At 72.5% G+C, this 16,416-nt stretch carries 13 protein-coding genes; 10 read left to right on the top strand and 3 right to left on the bottom strand.

Features of this window, described 5'->3' with window-relative positions; translation table 11 throughout:
* Window positions 1-5: 5 nt before the first annotated feature.
* The 5 genes from asnB to ACSYGO_RS35080 are packed head-to-tail and all read left to right on the top strand — an operon-like array spanning window position 6 to window position 5,509.
* Window positions 6-1,790, top strand: a complete 1,785-nt coding sequence (gene asnB, locus ACSYGO_RS35060) for an asparagine synthase (glutamine-hydrolyzing) (RefSeq protein WP_460388978.1) — start codon at window positions 6-8, stop codon at window positions 1,788-1,790.
* Between the two features lie 17 nt (window positions 1,791-1,807).
* Window positions 1,808-2,638: a hypothetical protein gene (locus tag ACSYGO_RS35065; RefSeq protein WP_426682610.1), complete on the top strand. Its 831-nt coding sequence runs from the start codon at window positions 1,808-1,810 to the stop codon at window positions 2,636-2,638.
* 9 nt (window positions 2,639-2,647) lie between these two features.
* Window positions 2,648-3,553 (top strand): aminotransferase class IV, encoded by a 906-nt coding sequence (locus ACSYGO_RS35070; RefSeq protein WP_460388980.1) that lies wholly within the window; start codon window positions 2,648-2,650, stop codon window positions 3,551-3,553.
* Complete coding sequence (locus ACSYGO_RS35075) at window positions 3,541-4,500, top strand: AEC family transporter (protein WP_435227694.1); 960 nt, start codon at window positions 3,541-3,543, stop codon at window positions 4,498-4,500. The genes ACSYGO_RS35070 and ACSYGO_RS35075 overlap by 13 nt, the downstream gene beginning before the upstream one ends.
* A 40-nt stretch (window positions 4,501-4,540) precedes the next feature.
* Complete coding sequence (locus ACSYGO_RS35080) at window positions 4,541-5,509, top strand: TauD/TfdA dioxygenase family protein (RefSeq protein ID WP_460388982.1); 969 nt, start codon at window positions 4,541-4,543, stop codon at window positions 5,507-5,509.
* 109 nt (window positions 5,510-5,618) lie between these two features.
* Here the strand turns inward: ACSYGO_RS35080 and ACSYGO_RS35085 are convergent, their stop codons facing one another.
* Window positions 5,619-8,429 carry a beta-L-arabinofuranosidase domain-containing protein gene (locus ACSYGO_RS35085; protein ID WP_460388984.1) on the bottom strand — a complete coding sequence of 937 codons (2,811 nt, stop codon included), beginning with the start codon at window positions 8,427-8,429 and terminating at the stop codon, window positions 5,619-5,621.
* A 454-nt stretch (window positions 8,430-8,883) separates the two neighbouring features.
* Here ACSYGO_RS35085 and ACSYGO_RS35090 point away from each other — a divergent pair, with 454 nt between their 5' ends.
* The 5 genes from ACSYGO_RS35090 to ACSYGO_RS35110 all read left to right on the top strand — a co-directional run bounded on the left by ACSYGO_RS35090 (window position 8,884) and on the right by ACSYGO_RS35110 (window position 14,062).
* Window positions 8,884-10,155 carry a PP2C family protein-serine/threonine phosphatase gene (locus ACSYGO_RS35090; protein WP_426682615.1) on the top strand — a complete coding sequence of 424 codons (1,272 nt, stop codon included), beginning with the start codon at window positions 8,884-8,886 and terminating at the stop codon, window positions 10,153-10,155.
* 300 nt (window positions 10,156-10,455) lie between these two features.
* Window positions 10,456-11,505: a FecCD family ABC transporter permease gene (locus ACSYGO_RS35095; protein WP_435227685.1), complete on the top strand. Its 1,050-nt coding sequence runs from the start codon at window positions 10,456-10,458 to the stop codon at window positions 11,503-11,505.
* A gap of 2 nt (window positions 11,506-11,507) precedes the next feature.
* Window positions 11,508-12,275, top strand: a complete 768-nt coding sequence (locus tag ACSYGO_RS35100) for an ABC transporter ATP-binding protein (RefSeq protein ID WP_460388986.1) — start codon at window positions 11,508-11,510, stop codon at window positions 12,273-12,275.
* Between the two features lie 8 nt (window positions 12,276-12,283).
* Window positions 12,284-13,312, top strand: a complete 1,029-nt coding sequence (locus ACSYGO_RS35105; protein ID WP_432176277.1) for an ABC transporter substrate-binding protein — start codon at window positions 12,284-12,286, stop codon at window positions 13,310-13,312.
* 6 nt (window positions 13,313-13,318) lie between these two features.
* Window positions 13,319-14,062, top strand: coding sequence for a cobalt-precorrin-6A reductase (locus ACSYGO_RS35110; RefSeq protein WP_460388988.1), 744 nt, complete (start codon window positions 13,319-13,321; stop codon window positions 14,060-14,062).
* A gap of 105 nt (window positions 14,063-14,167) precedes the next feature.
* On the opposite strand, the gene ACSYGO_RS35115 is transcribed toward ACSYGO_RS35110, so the two are convergent.
* A complete protein-coding gene (locus tag ACSYGO_RS35115) occupies window positions 14,168-14,794 on the bottom strand; it encodes a precorrin-8X methylmutase (RefSeq protein WP_426682620.1) in 627 nt (208 codons plus the stop codon).
* A 294-nt stretch (window positions 14,795-15,088) separates the two neighbouring features.
* Window positions 15,089-16,294, bottom strand: coding sequence for a magnesium and cobalt transport protein CorA (locus ACSYGO_RS35120; RefSeq protein ID WP_426682621.1), 1,206 nt, complete (start codon window positions 16,292-16,294; stop codon window positions 15,089-15,091).
* Window positions 16,295-16,416: the final 122 nt, after the last annotated feature.

Consider the following 16,416-nt stretch of genomic DNA (forward strand, 5'->3'; position numbering starts at 1 on the left):
CACACATGTGCCGCATCCACGGCTGCTTCGGCGGCGAGCCCGTCGCCCCCGAGATCCTGCACGCGGTCGCCCGCGCCCAGCGCCACGGCGGCCCCGACGCGACCACCCTGCACTCCGGCGACGGCTGGGCGCTCGGCAACAACCGTCTCGCCGTCCAGGGCGTCGCCGACGGCCGGCAGCCCTACGAACTCGGCGACGTCACCTGCGTCTTCAACGGCGAGATCTACAACCACCGGGAACTGCGCACCGAACTCGCCGCCCTGGGACACGAGTTCCGCGGAGACTGCGACGGCGACGTACTCCTGCCGCTGTACGAGCGGCACGGCGACGCCTTCGTACGGCGGCTGGAGGGCATGTTCGCCGTCGCCATAGTGGACCGCCGGGCCGCACCCTGCCTCAAGCTCTTCACCGACCACGCCGGCATGAAGTCCCTCTACTACCACCTGTCCGCCGACGGCCGCCGGCTCAGCTTCGCCTCCGAACTCGGCGCCCTGTCCCGTTTCCCCGACTTCCCCGGCACGGTCGACCCGCTGACCGTCGACCGCTACTTCGGCGGCCGGGCCGTGTGGGGCCCGGACACCGTGTACACAGGCGTCCGCACCCTGCCGCCGGGCGGCGTCCTGCGCTTCGACGGCACCCGGCCGCAGGTCACACAGTGGCACCCGGAGCCGCCGACACCCGCCGACTCCGACGGCTGTGCCGCCGAACTCCTCGACGCGACCCTGCGCCACGAACTCGGCCGGATGATCCGGGCCGACGTGCCCGTCTGCGTCATCACCAGCGGCGGACTCGACTCCAGCTATCTCACCGCGCTGGCCGCCGACGCCGTACCCGAGACGCACTCCTTCACCATCGCCTACCGCGGAGACTGGCCCGGCGACGAACGGCACTTCGCCCGCGAGGTCGCCACGCACTGCGGCACCCGCCACCACGAGGTCGAGCTCGACCCGGCGGACTTCCCCGACCTGGTCGACCGGTTCGTCCGCCACCTCGATCAGCCCAACAACGCCCCCCACGGCCTGAGCACCTTCGCCCTGTTCGAAGCGGTGCACGACGCCGGGTTCAAGGTCGCCCTCACCGGCGACGGAGCCGACGAACTGTTCTGCGGCTACGCCCGCTTCGTGAAGGCGTCCCGCGACGACGGCGCCAACTGGCAGCGCGCCTACCAGGACACGATGGCCGCTGCCGGCACCGCCACCCTGGCCCGCCTCTTCACCCCCGATTATCTGCACCGGATCCGCGCCGCAGGCGGCCACTTCGCGGACCGCAACGGCGACGCCCTCGACCGCCGGGTGCGCACCGGCCCGCACGGGAAACTGGAGACCCTGCTCCGCCACGACCAGGAGCGGCGCTTCCCCTCCTACATCCTGCGGCGCGTCGACCATCTCAGCATGGCCCACGCCGTCGAGGCGCGGATCCCGTTCCTCCAGCCGTCCGTGACACGGCTCGCGCACGCCGTGCCGGCCGCGCACAAGGTCGTCGGCGAGACCGTCAAGGCACCGGTCGCCGAGGCCGCCCGCCGCTGGATCCCCCGCAGCGTCCTCGACCGGCCCAAACAGCCCTTCACCCTGCCTGTCACGGCGATGATCAAGCCCGGCGAGGCGCTGTACGACCTCGTGGGCGACACCCTGCTCGGCCCCCGCACCCGCTGCGCGGCCTACGTCCGCCGCGACACCGTGCGCGAACTGTTCCGGATGCAGACCGAGCGGCCCGACGCGCACACGGCCGGGGTCCTGTGGTCGCTGCTCGTCCTCGAAACCTGGTTCGCCACCAGAAACCTCCACCCCTGACCCGAAGGAGCACCCTGATGCCGCACACCCCGACGACCACGCTCGCCGTCGAGTCACTCCTCGGCAGGGCGACGAAGGCCGACATCTGCCGCGACCCGTTCCCGCACGTCGTCCTGCGCGACCCGCTGAGCCCCGCCCTCTACGAGGCCCTCGCCACGACCATGCCGACCGCCGAGTACATCGGCACCCGCATCGGCAAGCCGCTCACCTCGAACGAGCGCTACAACTACATGTCGGAGCACATCCTGCGCGACGACGACATGCCGCAGGTGTGGAAGGACTTCGTGACGTACCACGCCTCGCCCGCGTTCTACCGGGAGTTCCTCGACCTGTTCCGCGAGGACCTGATCGCCGCACTGCCCGACACCGAGAACCGGTGCGGCCCGCTGCGCTCATTGCGCGTCGGCCGCCGCAACCACGACACGTTCGACACCCACGACATCCTCATGGACTGCACCGCCGTCATCAACTCGGCGGTCACCGGGCGTCCCTCCTCCTACCGCGGTCCGCACGTCGACAAGCCGTACAAGCTCTTCGGCGGCCTCTTCTACATGAAGCGGCCCGACGACGACGCCACCGGCGGCCACCTGGAGCTCTACAAGTACCGCGACGGCGCCCACCGGTTCACCACGAGCCCGTCCGAGTACGGCGACAATCGCTTCGACATCGACCCGAAGTACGTCGAGGAGGTCGGCACCATCACCTACGACAGCAATGTCCTGGTGATGTACCCGATCAACCCGCTCGCCCTGCACGGGGTCTCGGTGCGCAGCGTCACCCCGCACGAACGCCGCTTCGTCGCCCTCGTCGGCGACCTCCAGCACCCGCTCTTCGACCTGGCGCTCTGAGGAGACCCGTTGATTCCCTTCGACCGGCGCACCGGCGAGATCTGGCTCGACGGTACGCACGTCCCCTGGGCGCAGGCCCGCCTGCACGTGCTCAGCCACGGACTCCACTACGCCAGCAGCGTGTTCGAGGGCGTGCGCGTGTACGGCGGCGCCCCGTTCCTGCTGCGCGAGCACGTCGCGCGGCTGCGCGCCTCGGCACCGCTGCTCGACTTCGACCTGGAGCACGACGACGACGTCCTGCACGCGGCGACCCTCGACGTCGTCGCCCGCGCGGGCATCCGCGACGGATACGTCCGGATGAACGCCTGGCGCGGCTCGGAGGTCATCCAGACCGCGGCACTGCACACCTCCGTGCACACGTCGGTCGCCGCATGGGAGATCCCGGCCGGCTACTACGCGGCGGCCGACGCCCTGGACCAGGGCATCGCCCTGCGGACCGCCGAGTACCGCAGGCCCTCTCCGCAGTTCGCGCCGGTCAAGAGCAAGGCCGCCGGGAACTACATGATCGGCACGGTCAGCAAGAACCAGGCGCTGCGTGCCGGCTACGACGACGCGCTGCTGCTGGACGACGCCGGGATGATCGCCGAGGCCACCGGCGCGCACCTCTTCTTCACCCGCGCGGGCGTCCTGCACACACCGACCACCCGGTGCACGATCGACGGCATCACCCGCGCCCAGATCCTGGAGCTGGCGCGCCGCGCCAACATCCCCTGCACGGTGGAGGACCTGAGCCCCGACTTCGTACGGGAGGCGGACGGCGCGTTCGTCTGCGGCACGGCCTGCGAGGTGCTGCCCGTGTCGCGGATCGACGACCACACCTACGAACCGCGGCGGAACGACCTGGTCCGGCGGATGGTCACCGGCTACCGCGCCCTCACCACCGCGGGGGAGGCCGCCCGCGCATGGGGTCGCTGACGGCGCTGGAGAAACTCGTGCCGGTGGTGCTGGCCTTCGGCTGCGGAGTGCTGCTCGCCCGCCGCAAGGCCGTGTCCGCGGACAGTTCGCGGGCCTTCGCCGACTACGCGTTCCTCTTCGCGGTCCCCTGCTATCTGTTCGGCAACATCTACGGCAGCGATCTGGGCGCCCTGTTCGACTGGCGGGCCATCCTCGCCTACGCGACCACGGCCGCCCTCGCGGTCCTCGCCGTCGGTGCCCTCGCGGGCCTGCGCGGTGTCCGCGACCCGCGGGGCGTGGCGCTGCGGATCATGGCCGGGGTGCAGGTGAACACCGCCTACTTCGCCGTACCGGTGTTCATCACGCTCTTCGGCGACGCGGCACCCGTCTTCCCGGTCCTGCTGTTCCAGGTGTGCGTCCTGACCCTCGTCGTCGTCTCCGTCATGGAACTCGGCGGACCGGCGGGCGGCCGGGCCGCGGCGCCGGGAGGGCGGACACCGCTGCGGGCCGTCGGGGCCTCCCTCGTCACCCCCGTCGTCCTCGCCTGCAACGCCGGGATCCTGCTCAACCTGCTCCCGGTGCACGTCCCGAAGGCGGCGCTGGACGCCTTCTCGTTCGTCGGCGACAGCGCCTCCCCGGTGGCCCTGTTCGCCCTCGGACTGCACCTGGGCGGCAGCGGTCTCGGCATCCGGGGCACCACCCGGGAGGAGATCGCGCTGATCGGCTTCAAGTGCCTCGTCTTCCCCCTGATGGCGTGGGTGGTCTGCGGCGCCGTCTTCGGGGTCGGCGGCGACTGGCTGCGCTACCTGGTGCTGATCGCGGCGATGCCCGCCCCGCAGAACCTGTTCCTCTTCGCCCAGCGCTACGACATCGGCGTCGACCTGTCCGCCGCCCTCGTGATCAAGAGCTCGGTCGCGGCCCTGTTCCTGCTCCCGTTGTGGATGCAGTGGGCGGTCCACGTCGGCTGAGCGGTCCTCCATCCCTCGTACGGAAGGCAGCATCATGACCGTGTCCACGACAGCGGGCGCGCCCGCCACCCGCATCGACGTGCGCCGGGTCGCCGGCCACATCGGCGCCGAGATCTCGGGGATCGACCTGCGCGACGACCTGGACGACGCGACGGTCGCCGAGATCCGGCAGGCCGTGCTCACCCACCGCGTCGTCTTCTTCCGCGGCCCCGACATCGGGCACGCCCGGCACATCGCCTTCGGACGGCTCTTCGGCGAACCGACCCGACGGCCCGGGAAGAAGCACGGCGTCGCCCCCGACGGCTTCCCGGAGATCCTCACCGTGGACCCGAAGGCGGACACCGAGCGTTACGGCAGCGACTTCGAGGAGCACTACCGCCGCAAGTGGGTCTCCCCGCTGGCCGGCTGGCACAGCGACCTCACCCAGGCCGTGAATCCGCCCGCCGCCTCCATCCTGCGCGCCGAGCGGACACCCGGGTTCGGCGGTGACACCCAGTGGACCAACACGGTGGCCGCGTACGAAGGTCTGTCCCGGCCGCTGCGGGACCTCGTCGACTCGCTCCAGGCCGAGCACGCCTTCTTCACCGGCGTGCATCTGCGCCACTCCGACGCGCGCGACCGCGAGATCCTCAAGCTGTACTGCGACGACCCGCAGGTCGCCGTCCATCCCGTCGTCCGCGTCCACCCCGAGACGGGGGAGCGGGCGCTGTTCGTGAGCCCCGGCTCCACCACCCGCGTCGTCGGCTTCTCCGAACTGGAGAGCCGCCGCCTGCTCGACCTGCTCTTCGAGCATCTGACCAGCGCCGAGTACACGGTCCGCTTCCGCTGGGAGCCCGGCAGCATGGCCTTCTGGGACAACCGCACCACCTGCCACCTCGCACCCACCGACTTCGCGCAGCTGGGCGCGGACCGCGTGATGCACCGCGTCACACTCCTCGGCGAACCCGCGGTGGGCCCGGACGGTTTCACCTCCCGGCTGGTGGCGGGCGAACCCCTGCGGGCCTGGTAGCCCGCGGGGCTCGCCCCGGCCGCGCGGGAGGACGTGCACGGAGGCCCGGCGGCGTGTGGGGGCCCACGCGCAGTCCCGGCGGGCGTGGCGGGCGTACGCGGAGCACTGGTCAGGCTCCCCGCGCGTAGGAGGCGTTGCGCGCCGTGTCCACCACCTTCCGGCCGTCGCCCGCGAGGAGCAGCCCCGCCGACACCCACGCGTCCACCGTCTCCCGAACCCGCCGCACCAGCGCGCCCTTTCCGTCGAAGGGCGCCGCCGCCCAGATCTCGTCGAGCAGGGTGGTGCCGTCCTCCCGGGCCGGGTTGGCGACGCCGGAGTCGGTGCCGCCGAACACCACCGAGGGTTCGGCGCGCCTGAAGTAGACGTGCGTCGGGTCCTCGGTCCCCTCGGAGAACGGGGCGAACTCCGTGCCGTCCAGCGTGTAGTGCAGAGGTCTCCCGGTGACGGGGGTGAGCGTGGGCAGCAGGTCGCCGGAGAGGGCCGCGTCGCGGTAGAGCCCGAACCGCAGCAGGCCGGTGGCGGTGCTCCGGGCGACCAGGTTGACGGGCCCGTGGAAGAGGGCCTGGAGGGACGGGTCGTCCAGGGCCTTCTCCACCCGCACCCGGAACGGGACGACGACACGGACGGTGTCGCCCGGCCGCCAGGTCCGGGACACGCCGAAGTAGCTGCCGGGCACGGGAGTCCCGTCGACCGCACGGCCGTTGACGGTCACCCGGAACCCGTCCCCCGCCCACACCGGCACCCGCAGCCGCATCTCGAACGCCGCGCGGCCGCCCCCGACGACGAGCGTGGAGCCCTGCTCCCTCGGGTATCCCGTGGTCTGGGTGACGGTGACGCCCTTCTCGGCCCAGGTCAGCGTCGTCGGACTGTACAGATTCACGTAGAGCGCGCTGCCGTCCGCCTCCGTGAAGTACACCGAGTCCTGGTACTTGGTGGCGCTCTCCATGCCGGTGCCCTCGCAGCACGTGGTGCCCTGCTTGGGGGTGTAGTCCCGTACGTGGCCCGGCTCCAGACCGATGAAGTAGGTGACGAGCGGCCGTTCCGCGTCCCCCTTGTCCTGCTTCGAACCGAGCACCTGGTTGTACAGGGCCCGTTCGTAGTGGTCCATGTACTTCGCGTCCCGCGTGTGGAAGAAGAGCATCCGGCTGAGCTTGAGCATGTTGTACGCACAGCAGGTCTCGGCGGTCGTGGCACCGAGCGTGCCCGCGATCACCCCGTGGGCCTTCCAGAACTCGCCGGTGCTCGTGCCGCCGATCGCGTACGTCCGGCCCGGGACGACCATGTCCCAGAAGTTCGTCGCGGCGTCGAGGTAGCGCCGCTCGCCCGTCGCGTCGTACAGCCGCAGCAGTCCGGTGAAGATCGGGATGTGCTGGTTGGCGTGCAGTCCGTCGAGGACGTCGTCGCCGGCCGCGCACGCGTCGATGAGTCGGTCGAGGTCGAACAGCCGGGCCAGCGCGAGGTGTTCGGCCTTGCCGGTGAGGGAGTGCAGGTCGCAGACCGCCTCGACGACGCCGCCGAACTCGCCGCTGGAGAAGATGCCCCACATCCGCTGGAGGGTGGTGCGGGGCAGCCGCGACAGCCGGGAGTACATCCAGTCGCACATCCCGGAGGCGAGGTCGAGGGCCCGTTCGTCGCCGGTGTGCAGATGGGCGTCGAGCAGTCCGCGCAGAATCTTGTGGGCGGTGTAGTACGGCGCCCACACCTTGGTGTAGTCGCCGCTCGTCATCGACTCCAGCAGGATGAACTGCGTCTCGGGGTACGCCGCGAGGAACCCGGGATGGCTCGGCCCGCCCCAGGTGCGGCGCAGGGTGGCGTCCAGCCCGCGGCCGGAGCCGTCCGCGACGGTGGAACCGGCTCTCTCGTCGAAGGCGTACGCGGCCAGGTCACCGCGGCCGGCGGAGGTGTCCGCGGCCCGGCTGCCCTGCAGCGCCGCGATCTCGGCGGCGGTCAGCGCCCGCGACCATATGTAGACCTCGTCGAAGGCGCCGGCGAACACCGGGTCGGCGGAGAAGTTCGAGCGGCCCAGCCAGTTGTTCCGCAGGGCGCCGAGGGCGGCCGGCGTGAGGGTCATCGCCGGGTTGCGGGCGACGGCGGTGCCGTCGACGTAGAGGGTGCCGGTGCCGTCCGCGATCGTGACCGCGAGATGGCTCCACTCGTCCAGGGGCAGCGCGGCGGTGCCGTCGAGGCCCTGTTCTCCGCCGGGGCCCGTGGTGGTGACGGCGAACCGGGGGACCCCGTCCGCGTTGCGGGCGGCGAGGTAGAGGTAGCGGGTGGTGTCGTCACCGAAGTCGAGGACGCGGGCCCAGGCGGCGTCGTGGGCCGGCCGCACCCAGGCCGACAGGGTGATCGCGTGGGCGCCGCCGAGCACTCCGGCGGGCAGGTCGACGTACTGGTGGGAGCCCCGGACATGTTCGGTGGCGGTGCCGAACCTGCCCGCGACGCCGAGGACGCGCGGCTCGTGCCGCAGGGCCTCGCGCACCTCGGTGAGCGCGGTGACCATGGAGCCGATCTTCTCGGCGTGGGCGCGGTCGCCGGTCCCCGCGTACGCCTGGGCGAGCATGGTCAGGAAGTGCCCGGTGTAGTGGCCGCGGAGGTTGCCGTTCGCCTCGCCGTCGAGGCCCTCCCAGCCACCGGGCGCGACCGCCCCGCGGGTGGCGAGGCCGGCGTTCGCGCGGAACACCTGGAGCAGACGGTCGACGTCGTAGCCGCGGGCGTGATCGAGCATGAGGGCACGTTTGGCGGCGAACACCCCCTCGCCGAGGGCGACTTCGCTCAGCGGGAAGGGCCGGACCGCCCAGGAGGGCGGCGTGGGGAGCGCGGCGGAGGCCGCCGGACCGGAGCCGGCGTACGCGATTCCTGGGGCCGCGGTGGCGACCAGCGCGGAGCGCAGCAGTGAGCGTCGGGACAGGGGCGGTGTCATGGCGGGCGTTCCTCGTCTCGATGGGGCCGGCTGCCGGGGCAGGACGGTCGACGGTCCTGTTGTTCGAAATGCCGTACATCGTGCGAAGGGTCGACCAGACCATAGATTTTCGGCAAGGACACGTCAACGCTGTGGACAGGTTTCGACACCGGCCGCCCATCTGCGCCGGGCATCGGGTCGCGGACCCCGGAGCGCCGTGAGGCGACGGCGGCGGAAGGCGGTGAGGCACGGGTTCGGGGATGCGGTGAGGCGCGGGTCCGGGGACGCGGTCAGGTGCGGGCCCCGCAGCGCGCAGCCCGACGCGCGGGGGACACGGCGGGGAAGCCCGCCGGTCCGGGCCCGCCCCGTGCGCAAGCACCAGCCCCGTGGCTCGGCCCCCACCCGTGACCGGGCGCGACCGGCTGAGGGCTCCTAGATTAGGAGAAGGCGGGTCACTAGGACCGGTGGGAATCACGTGACGTCACCTGAGATCGACTACGCGGCACTTTTCGCGGCCACGCCGAGTCCCTATCTCGTACTGGGACCCGACTTGGTGATCGTCGACGTGAACGGGGCCTACCTGGAGGCGACCGACCGCACCCGGGAGAACCTGCTCGGCCAGTACATCTTCGACGCCTTCCCCGACAACCCGTCCGACCCGGACGCGGACGGCGTGCGCAATCTGGGCGCCTCCCTGCGCCGGGTCCTGGAATCCGGCAAGCCGGACACCATGGCGCTGCAGAAGTACGACATCCCGATCGTGCTCCGGCCCGGTGAGTTCGAGGAACGCTGGTGGTCCCCGATCAACACCCCCGTCCTGAGCCCGGACGGCAAGGTGGCCTGGATCATCCACCGGGTGGAGGACGTCACCGCCTTCGTCAAGCAACGCCGCTCACACGACCGGCAGCAGGGCCGGGACGCGAACAGGCCCGGCGAGGAGAGCGTGGGCACGCCCGGCGAGGAGATCGAGGCGGAACTGTACGCGCGCGCCCGGGAGCTCCAGCACCTCAACGAGGAACTGCGTCAGGCCCACGCCCGCGAACGCCAGGTGGCCGTCACCCTCCAGGAGGCCATGCTGCACTCCCCGGACCTCGACCGACACACCGACATCGCCGTGCGCTACCTCCCCGCCGTGGGCTCCCTGAACGTGTGCGGCGACTGGTACGACGTCGTGGACCTGCCCGGCGGCCGCTTCTCCGTCTCGGTCGGCGACGTCGTCGGTCACGGCCTGGAGGCGGCGACCGTCATGGGCATGCTCCGCAGCGCCCTGAGCGCCGCCACCCGTACCGTGGACGGCCCCGCGAAGGCCCTGGAGGTGCTGGGCCTGTACTCGCGCTCCGTCGAGGGCGCGCTGATCACCACCGCGGTGTCGGTGCTCATCGACACCCGCAGGCGCCGGATCCTGTACAGCAGCGCCGGTCACCCACCGCCCGTCCTGCTGCACAGCGACGGCACCTTCCAACTGCTGGACGGCGCCACCGACCCGCCCCTGGGGGCCCGCCCCGCGCACGTGGCCCGCCCCCAGGTCGGCCTCCTGTACACCCCGGGCGACACCCTGGTCCTGTACACCGACGGGCTCATCGAGCGCCGCGGCGAGGACATCGACGTGGGTCTCGGTCGTCTGACCGACTCCCTCGCCGCCTGCAGCAGGCTCGGTCCCGAGCGCCTCGCCGACGCACTGCTCGGCCGCCTCGGCGTCATCGGCGGCGCCCGCGACGACATCGCGCTGGTCGTCGTACGGCTCTGACACCGTGGCCCGATCCCGCGCGGCCGGGGCGGCCCGGACCGGAACGGCCCCCGGGCCGGCCGGGGGCCTCTGTTAGGCTCCCCTGGCCTCCCGCGGGGGAAGTCCGGTGAGAATCCGGCGCTGACCCGCAACGGTGTGCGCGCGGACCGGACGGTCCGTCGCGCGAGCCCGATCGCCCGAGGGTGGCGCGACCCGTTGACTGCTCGCCGTGGACTGCGAGAGGGGACCGCGCGGCGGCGTGTGCCGTCCGGGCCGACTCCTGCTCGATGCCCGGCGGCCCGAGGCGAAGGACCGCCGACCGTGCGCCGACACCCCGGCCGAACACCTGTCCCGCCGACGGTCGGTGCCCTGGGACTCCTGCTGCTCGTGTCGCTCGTGGGCGGGGTGGGACTCGGAGCCGCCGGCATCGGCTGGGGAGAGGTCTTCCGGTTCCTCTGGGCCGGCGCCACCGGCGGAACCGTGCGCGCGGAGGACGCCGCCCCCTACACCATCGTCTGGGAGATCCGTCTGCCGCGTGTCCTGCTCGGCGCCGTCGTCGGGGCGGGACTCGCCACCGTGGGCGTGGCGGTGCAGGCCATGGTCCGCAACGCGCTCGCCGACCCGTTCGTGCTGGGCATCTCCTCGGGTGCGGCGGTGGGCGCCAACGCCGTCATCCTGCTCGGCGCCTTCGCCGGACTGGGCGTCTGGGCGCTGTCCGCGTCCGCCTTCGGCTCGGCGCTCGCCGCCATGGCGCTCGTGTACGCCGTGGCACGCTCCCCGCACGGCCTCACCCCGCTGCGGCTGATCCTCACCGGGACGGCACTGGCGTACGGCTTCGAGGCCGTCACCACCGTCATGGTGTTCGGCGCGGCCCGGGGCGAGGCGGCACGGTCCGCCATGATGTGGCTGCTGGGCAGTCTCGGCGGCGCGACCTGGGCCCGGATACCGCTCGCCGCCGTCACCGTCGCGGCCGGGTGGGCGTGGCTGCGGCTGCGCGCAGAGGCACTCAACGCGCTCGCCATGGGCGACGAGACCTCCGCGGCGCTCGGCGTGCAGCCCGCGCGGCTGCGGAGGGAGCTGTTCCTCGTCACGGCGGCCGTCACCGGCACCGTGGTCGCGGTCAGCGGTGCCGTCGGCTTCGTCGGGCTGATGGTGCCGCACCTGGCACGGATGGCGGTCGGCGCCGATCACCGACGGGTGCTCGCCGTGGCCCCGCTCGCCGGCGCCGTCCTGCTCGTCTGGGCGGACGTGCTGTCCCGACTCCTGCTCGCACCCGCCGAGTTGCCCGTCGGGGTGATCACCGCGGTGGTCGGGGTGCCCGCCTTCCTGCTGCTGATGCGGCGCGCCGGCCACGCGTTCGGAGGTCACTGACCATGCGGCTGGACGTGGACGGCGTGACCGTCGAGGCCGCCGGGACGCGGATCGTGGACGACATCCGGCTCGCCGTGGACAGCGGCGCGTTCGTCGGACTCGTCGGCCCCAACGGCAGCGGCAAGTCGACGCTGTTGCGCTGTGTCTACCGGGCCCTGCGCCCCGCCGCCGGCCTGGTCCGGCTCGACGGGGACGACGTGCACGCCCTGCCGCCCCGCGCCGCGGCCCGCCGACTCGCCGCCCTGCCCCAGGAGTCGTCGGCCGAGTTCGACTTCACCGTCGCCGAGGTGGTGGCGATGGGACGCCTCCCGCACCGCGACCGCACCGCGGCGCACGACCGCGAGATCTGCGCCGGCGCCATGGAACGCACCGGCGTCGCCCACCTCGCCGGCCGCGGCTTCCTCACCCTGTCCGGCGGAGAGAAGCAGCGCGTCCTCATCGCCCGTGCACTCGCCCAGCAGCCCAGGGTGCTCGTCCTCGACGAACCCACCAACCACCTCGACATCGCCCACCAGTTGGACGTGCTGTCCCTCGTCCGCGCGAGCGGCCTGTCCGTGCTGGCCGCGCTGCACGACCTCAACCTGGCCGCCGCGCACTGCGACCTGCTCTACGTGATCGCGGACGGCCGGGCCGTCGCCTCCGGGCCGCCGCAGGACGTGCTCCGGCCGGACCTGCTCGCCGACGTGTTCGGGGTCCGCGGGCACCCCGTGCGGCATCCCGTGACCGGCGCCGTCCAGCTCCTGTTCGACCTGCTCCCGACCACCGACTGAGGACATCCATGCGCAAGCTGCTCGTCGCCGCCGTCTGCCTCGCCGTCACCGCCACCGGCTGTGGCGCGACGGTCGAGCCGTCCCGGAAGGGGGACGCGGGCCCCGCGGCGGTCACCCTCACCAACTGCGGCCGGAAGGTCACCTACGACACGGTCCCCGAGCGCGTCGTCACCAACGACGTCGGCATCACCGAGCTGATGTTCGCCCTCGGCCTGGAGGACCGCATGGCCGGGTTCGCGATGCCCGACGACAAGGGCGACCTGACCGCCGTGCCGTGGAAGGACGGCTACGACAAGGTGTCCTGGCTGTCGAAGGACGAGCTGACCAAGGAGAACGTCCTCGACGCCCGCGCCGACCTCGTCCTCGCCGGCTGGAACTACGGCTTCCGTGAGGACGGCGGCTTCACCCCCGACGCGCTGAAGAAGCTCGGCGTCCCCTCGTACGTCCTCACCGAGTCGTGCCGCAACGGCCGGACGAAGACCTCGCGCGGCATCATGTCGCCCCTGGACGCCCTGTACACCGACCTCACCAACCTCGGCCGGCTGTTCGGCGTCGAACGGCGGGCGGCGAAGCTGATCGCCGGCTTCAGGAAGCGGATCGCCGAGGTCCGCGCGCAGGCGCCGGCCGACCGGCCCACGGTCTTCCTCTACGACAGCGGCCAGGACCAGCCCTTCACCTCCGGCCGCTACGCCGCCCCCGACCAGATCATCAGCGAGGCCGGCGGCGTCAACCTCATGCACGACGTGCTGGACTCGTGGACCACCGTCGGCTGGGAGAGCGTCGTCGAGCGGAACCCGGACACCATCCTGATCTGCGACTACGGGGACGTCAGTGCCGAACAGAAGAGGAAGTTCCTCCTGTCCTACGCACCGCTGCGCGGGGTGGCCGCCGTCAAGCACCGCAGGATCTTCGTGCTCGACTACGCCGACCTCGTCGAAAGCCCGCGCAACCCGTCGGCCGTGGAGCGCCTCGGGGCCCTTCTGCGGACCGTGGCCGGGCAGGACGCGGAGAATCGGGCAGACGCAGAAGGGAACTGAAGCACCGTGCACGTACTGATTCTCGGGGGGACGAACGAGGCCCGCCGCCTGGCCGAGACCCTGAAGGGCCGGGCTCCGGAGCTGCGGGTGACCACCTCCCTGGCCGGGCGGGTGTCCGCGCCCCGGCTGCCACCGGGCGAGGTGCGCGTGGGCGGTTTCGGCGGGGCGGGGGCACTGGCCGTGTGGCTGCGCGCGCACCGGGTCGACGCGCTCGTCGACGCCACCCACCCCTTCGCCCGGACCATCAGCGCCCACGCGGCCGAGGCCGCGGCCGGCGCCGGCGTCCCGCTGCTCGCCGTGCGCCGGCCCGGCTGGGTCCCCGAAGAGGGCGACGACTGGCACGAGGCGGGATCGCTCGCCGAGGCGGCGGGGCTGCTGCCCGCGCTGGGGCGGCGGGTGTTCCTCACCACGGGCCGGACGGGGCTGGCCGCCTTCGCCCACCTCGACGCGATCCGGTTCCTCGTCCGCTCGGTGGACGCGCCCGAGGCCCCGCACCCCCGGCACATGGAAGTCGTCCTGGACCGCGGCCCGTTCACGCTCGAAGGGGAGCGCGAGCTGCTGCGCCGGCACCGGATCGACGTCCTGGTCACCAAGGACAGCGGTGGCGCGGCCACGGCCGCGAAGCTGCGCGCGGCACGCGAGGCGGGCCTACCGGTGGTCGTCGTACGGCGCCCGCCGCTGCCGGAGGGCGTCCGCTGCGCCGCGGGCCCGGACGAGGCCGCCCACTGGCTCCTCACACACGGCCGCTGACCGGCCCCGGCTTCTCACGCACGGACGCCGACCGCAGCCGTGCGGTGCGCGGGTGGAGCTCCGCGGCCCGCCGTGTCGGCCGCCCCGCCGCGGGCCCGCGGCCCGCTACTCCTCCTCGCTCGCGATCGCGTTGAGGGCGGCGGCCGCGATGGCGCTGCCGCCGCGACGGCCCCGGACGACCAGGTACTCCAGGGCGGAGGGGTGCGCGGCGAGCGCGTCCTTCGACTCGGCGGCGCCGACGAAGCCCACGGGCACGCCGATGACGGCGGCCGGACGGGGCGCACCCTCCTCGATCATCTCCAGCAGCCGGAACAGCGCGGTGGGCGCGTTGCCGACCGCGACGACGGCACCCTCCAGCCGGTCCCGCCACAGCTCCAGTGCCGCGGCGCTGCGCGTGGTGCCCAGTTTCGCGGCCAGGTCCGGCACGGCAGGGTCGGAGAGGGTGCAGATCACGTCGTTGCCGGCGGGCAGCCGCTTGCGGGTCACCCCGCTGGCGACCATGGACACGTCGCAGAGAACGGGCGCTCCCGAGCGCAGGGCCTCACGGGCGCGGGCCACCACACCGGCCGAGTACGCGATGTCACCGACGAGGTCGACCATCCCGCAGGCGTGGATCATCCGCACCGCGACCCGGGAGACGTCGGCGGGCAGTCCCGCGAGGTCCGCCTCGGCGCGGATGGTGGCAAAGGACTCGCGGTAGATCGCCGCGCCGTCCTTCTCGTACTCGAACACCGTGCTCCTCCTGGTCGTGCGGACACGGCGGCGAGCATACGCACCCGGCCGCGGGCACCGGACGGACGCCCCGGCTCTCCCGCCGAGGCCGGTCCCGGACAGCCCTGAGGGTGTCCCGTGCTCCCTGGTGGATCGGCGCGCGGCGTCGGATGCGGTGCATCGCAAGGCGGTGGGGGTCCCCCCGCCGAAGGCAGGGGGCGGCCGTCCTCATACGGGGCGTATTCGGGCGGCCCTCCAACGCGGCGAGGTGCCGTAGCTGTCGTCGTGCGCCCGCCGGGGAGCACGGGACAGCCCTCAGAGCCAGTCGCGCCGCTTGAAGATGACGTACAGGCTCACGCACACCACGCCCATCAGGCCGATCGCGAACGGGTACCCGAAACCCCAGTGCAGTTCCGGCATGCTCTGGAAGTTCATGCCGTAGATCGTGCCCACGAGGGTCGGTGCGAAGAGGATGGCCGCCCAGGCCGAGATCTTCTTGATCTCCTCGTTCTGCTCGAAGCCCGCCTCCGCCAGCGCGCGCATCTCGGCGTTCTGCTGCTGGGTCACCAGGGTGGCGTTGACGGTGAGGATGTCGGTGAGGGCCTGGCGGAAGCCGTCGACCCGCTCGCTGGTGTGGGTGACGTGGTCGGCGACGTCACGGAGGTAGCGCTGGAGCTCCTCGTCGGTGCCGTACTTGGCGAAGCCCGCCATCAGGCCGTGCAGCATGCCGACCAGCGGGCGGGTGGCGCGCTGGAACTCCACCATCTCGCGGGAGAGTTCGTAGATGCGGCGGGAGACCTCCGGGTCGCCGCGGAACACCTCGGTCTCGATCTCGTCGATGTCGTTCTGGACGCCGGCGACCACCGGCACGTACCCGTCGACGACGGAGTCGAGGATCGCGTACAGCACGGCCTCCGGGCCGAGTTTCAGCAGCTCCGGGGTGTCCTCCATACGGCGGCGCACCGCGGAGAGGTCCGGCGCCGCCTCGTGCCGGACCGTGATCACGAAGTCGGGCCCCACGAACACGTGCAGCTCGCCGAAGTCGACCTCCTCGGGCGCGTCCAGATACCGCGCCGCGCGCAGCACGACGAAGAGGGTCTCGCCGTAGCGCTCCAGCTTCGGACGCTGATGGGCCTCCATCGCGTCCTCGACGGCCAGCGGATGCAGGTCGAACTCCGCCGCCAGTGACAGGAGTTCCGACTCGGTGGGACGGGCCAGGCCGATCCACGCCATCCCGGCCGGCTGCTCGCGCAGCTCACGGAAGGTGTCGGCCAGCGACGCGGGCGTCGAGACGCGGACGCCGTCGCGGTACAGCGCCGCCTGCACGACGCTGCCCATGTCGGCGGGATCCGGCACCGGCGCTTCGGAGCGGGGTGCGGAGGACGACGGGGGCGGTGCGGCGGGCGGGTTCAGGGCGCGCCGCCAGGCGGACATCCGGGTGTCCTTCCCGCCCCGGGCGTCCACGGCATCGCCCGCGTCGCGGCCGTTCTTCGAGGTCGGGCGGGCACGCCGGTCGGACATCGCGGCTGCCTCCTCCGTCGAACGCGCGTCTGTGTGATCACGGAGCAGGATATACGGGGCAAACGTCCTGGGGTGCCCGCTCCCTCGGGGATCCGGTGAGAATTGAGGACAAGGGTTGTCCG

The sequence above is a fragment of the Streptomyces krungchingensis genome (assembly GCF_054729265.1).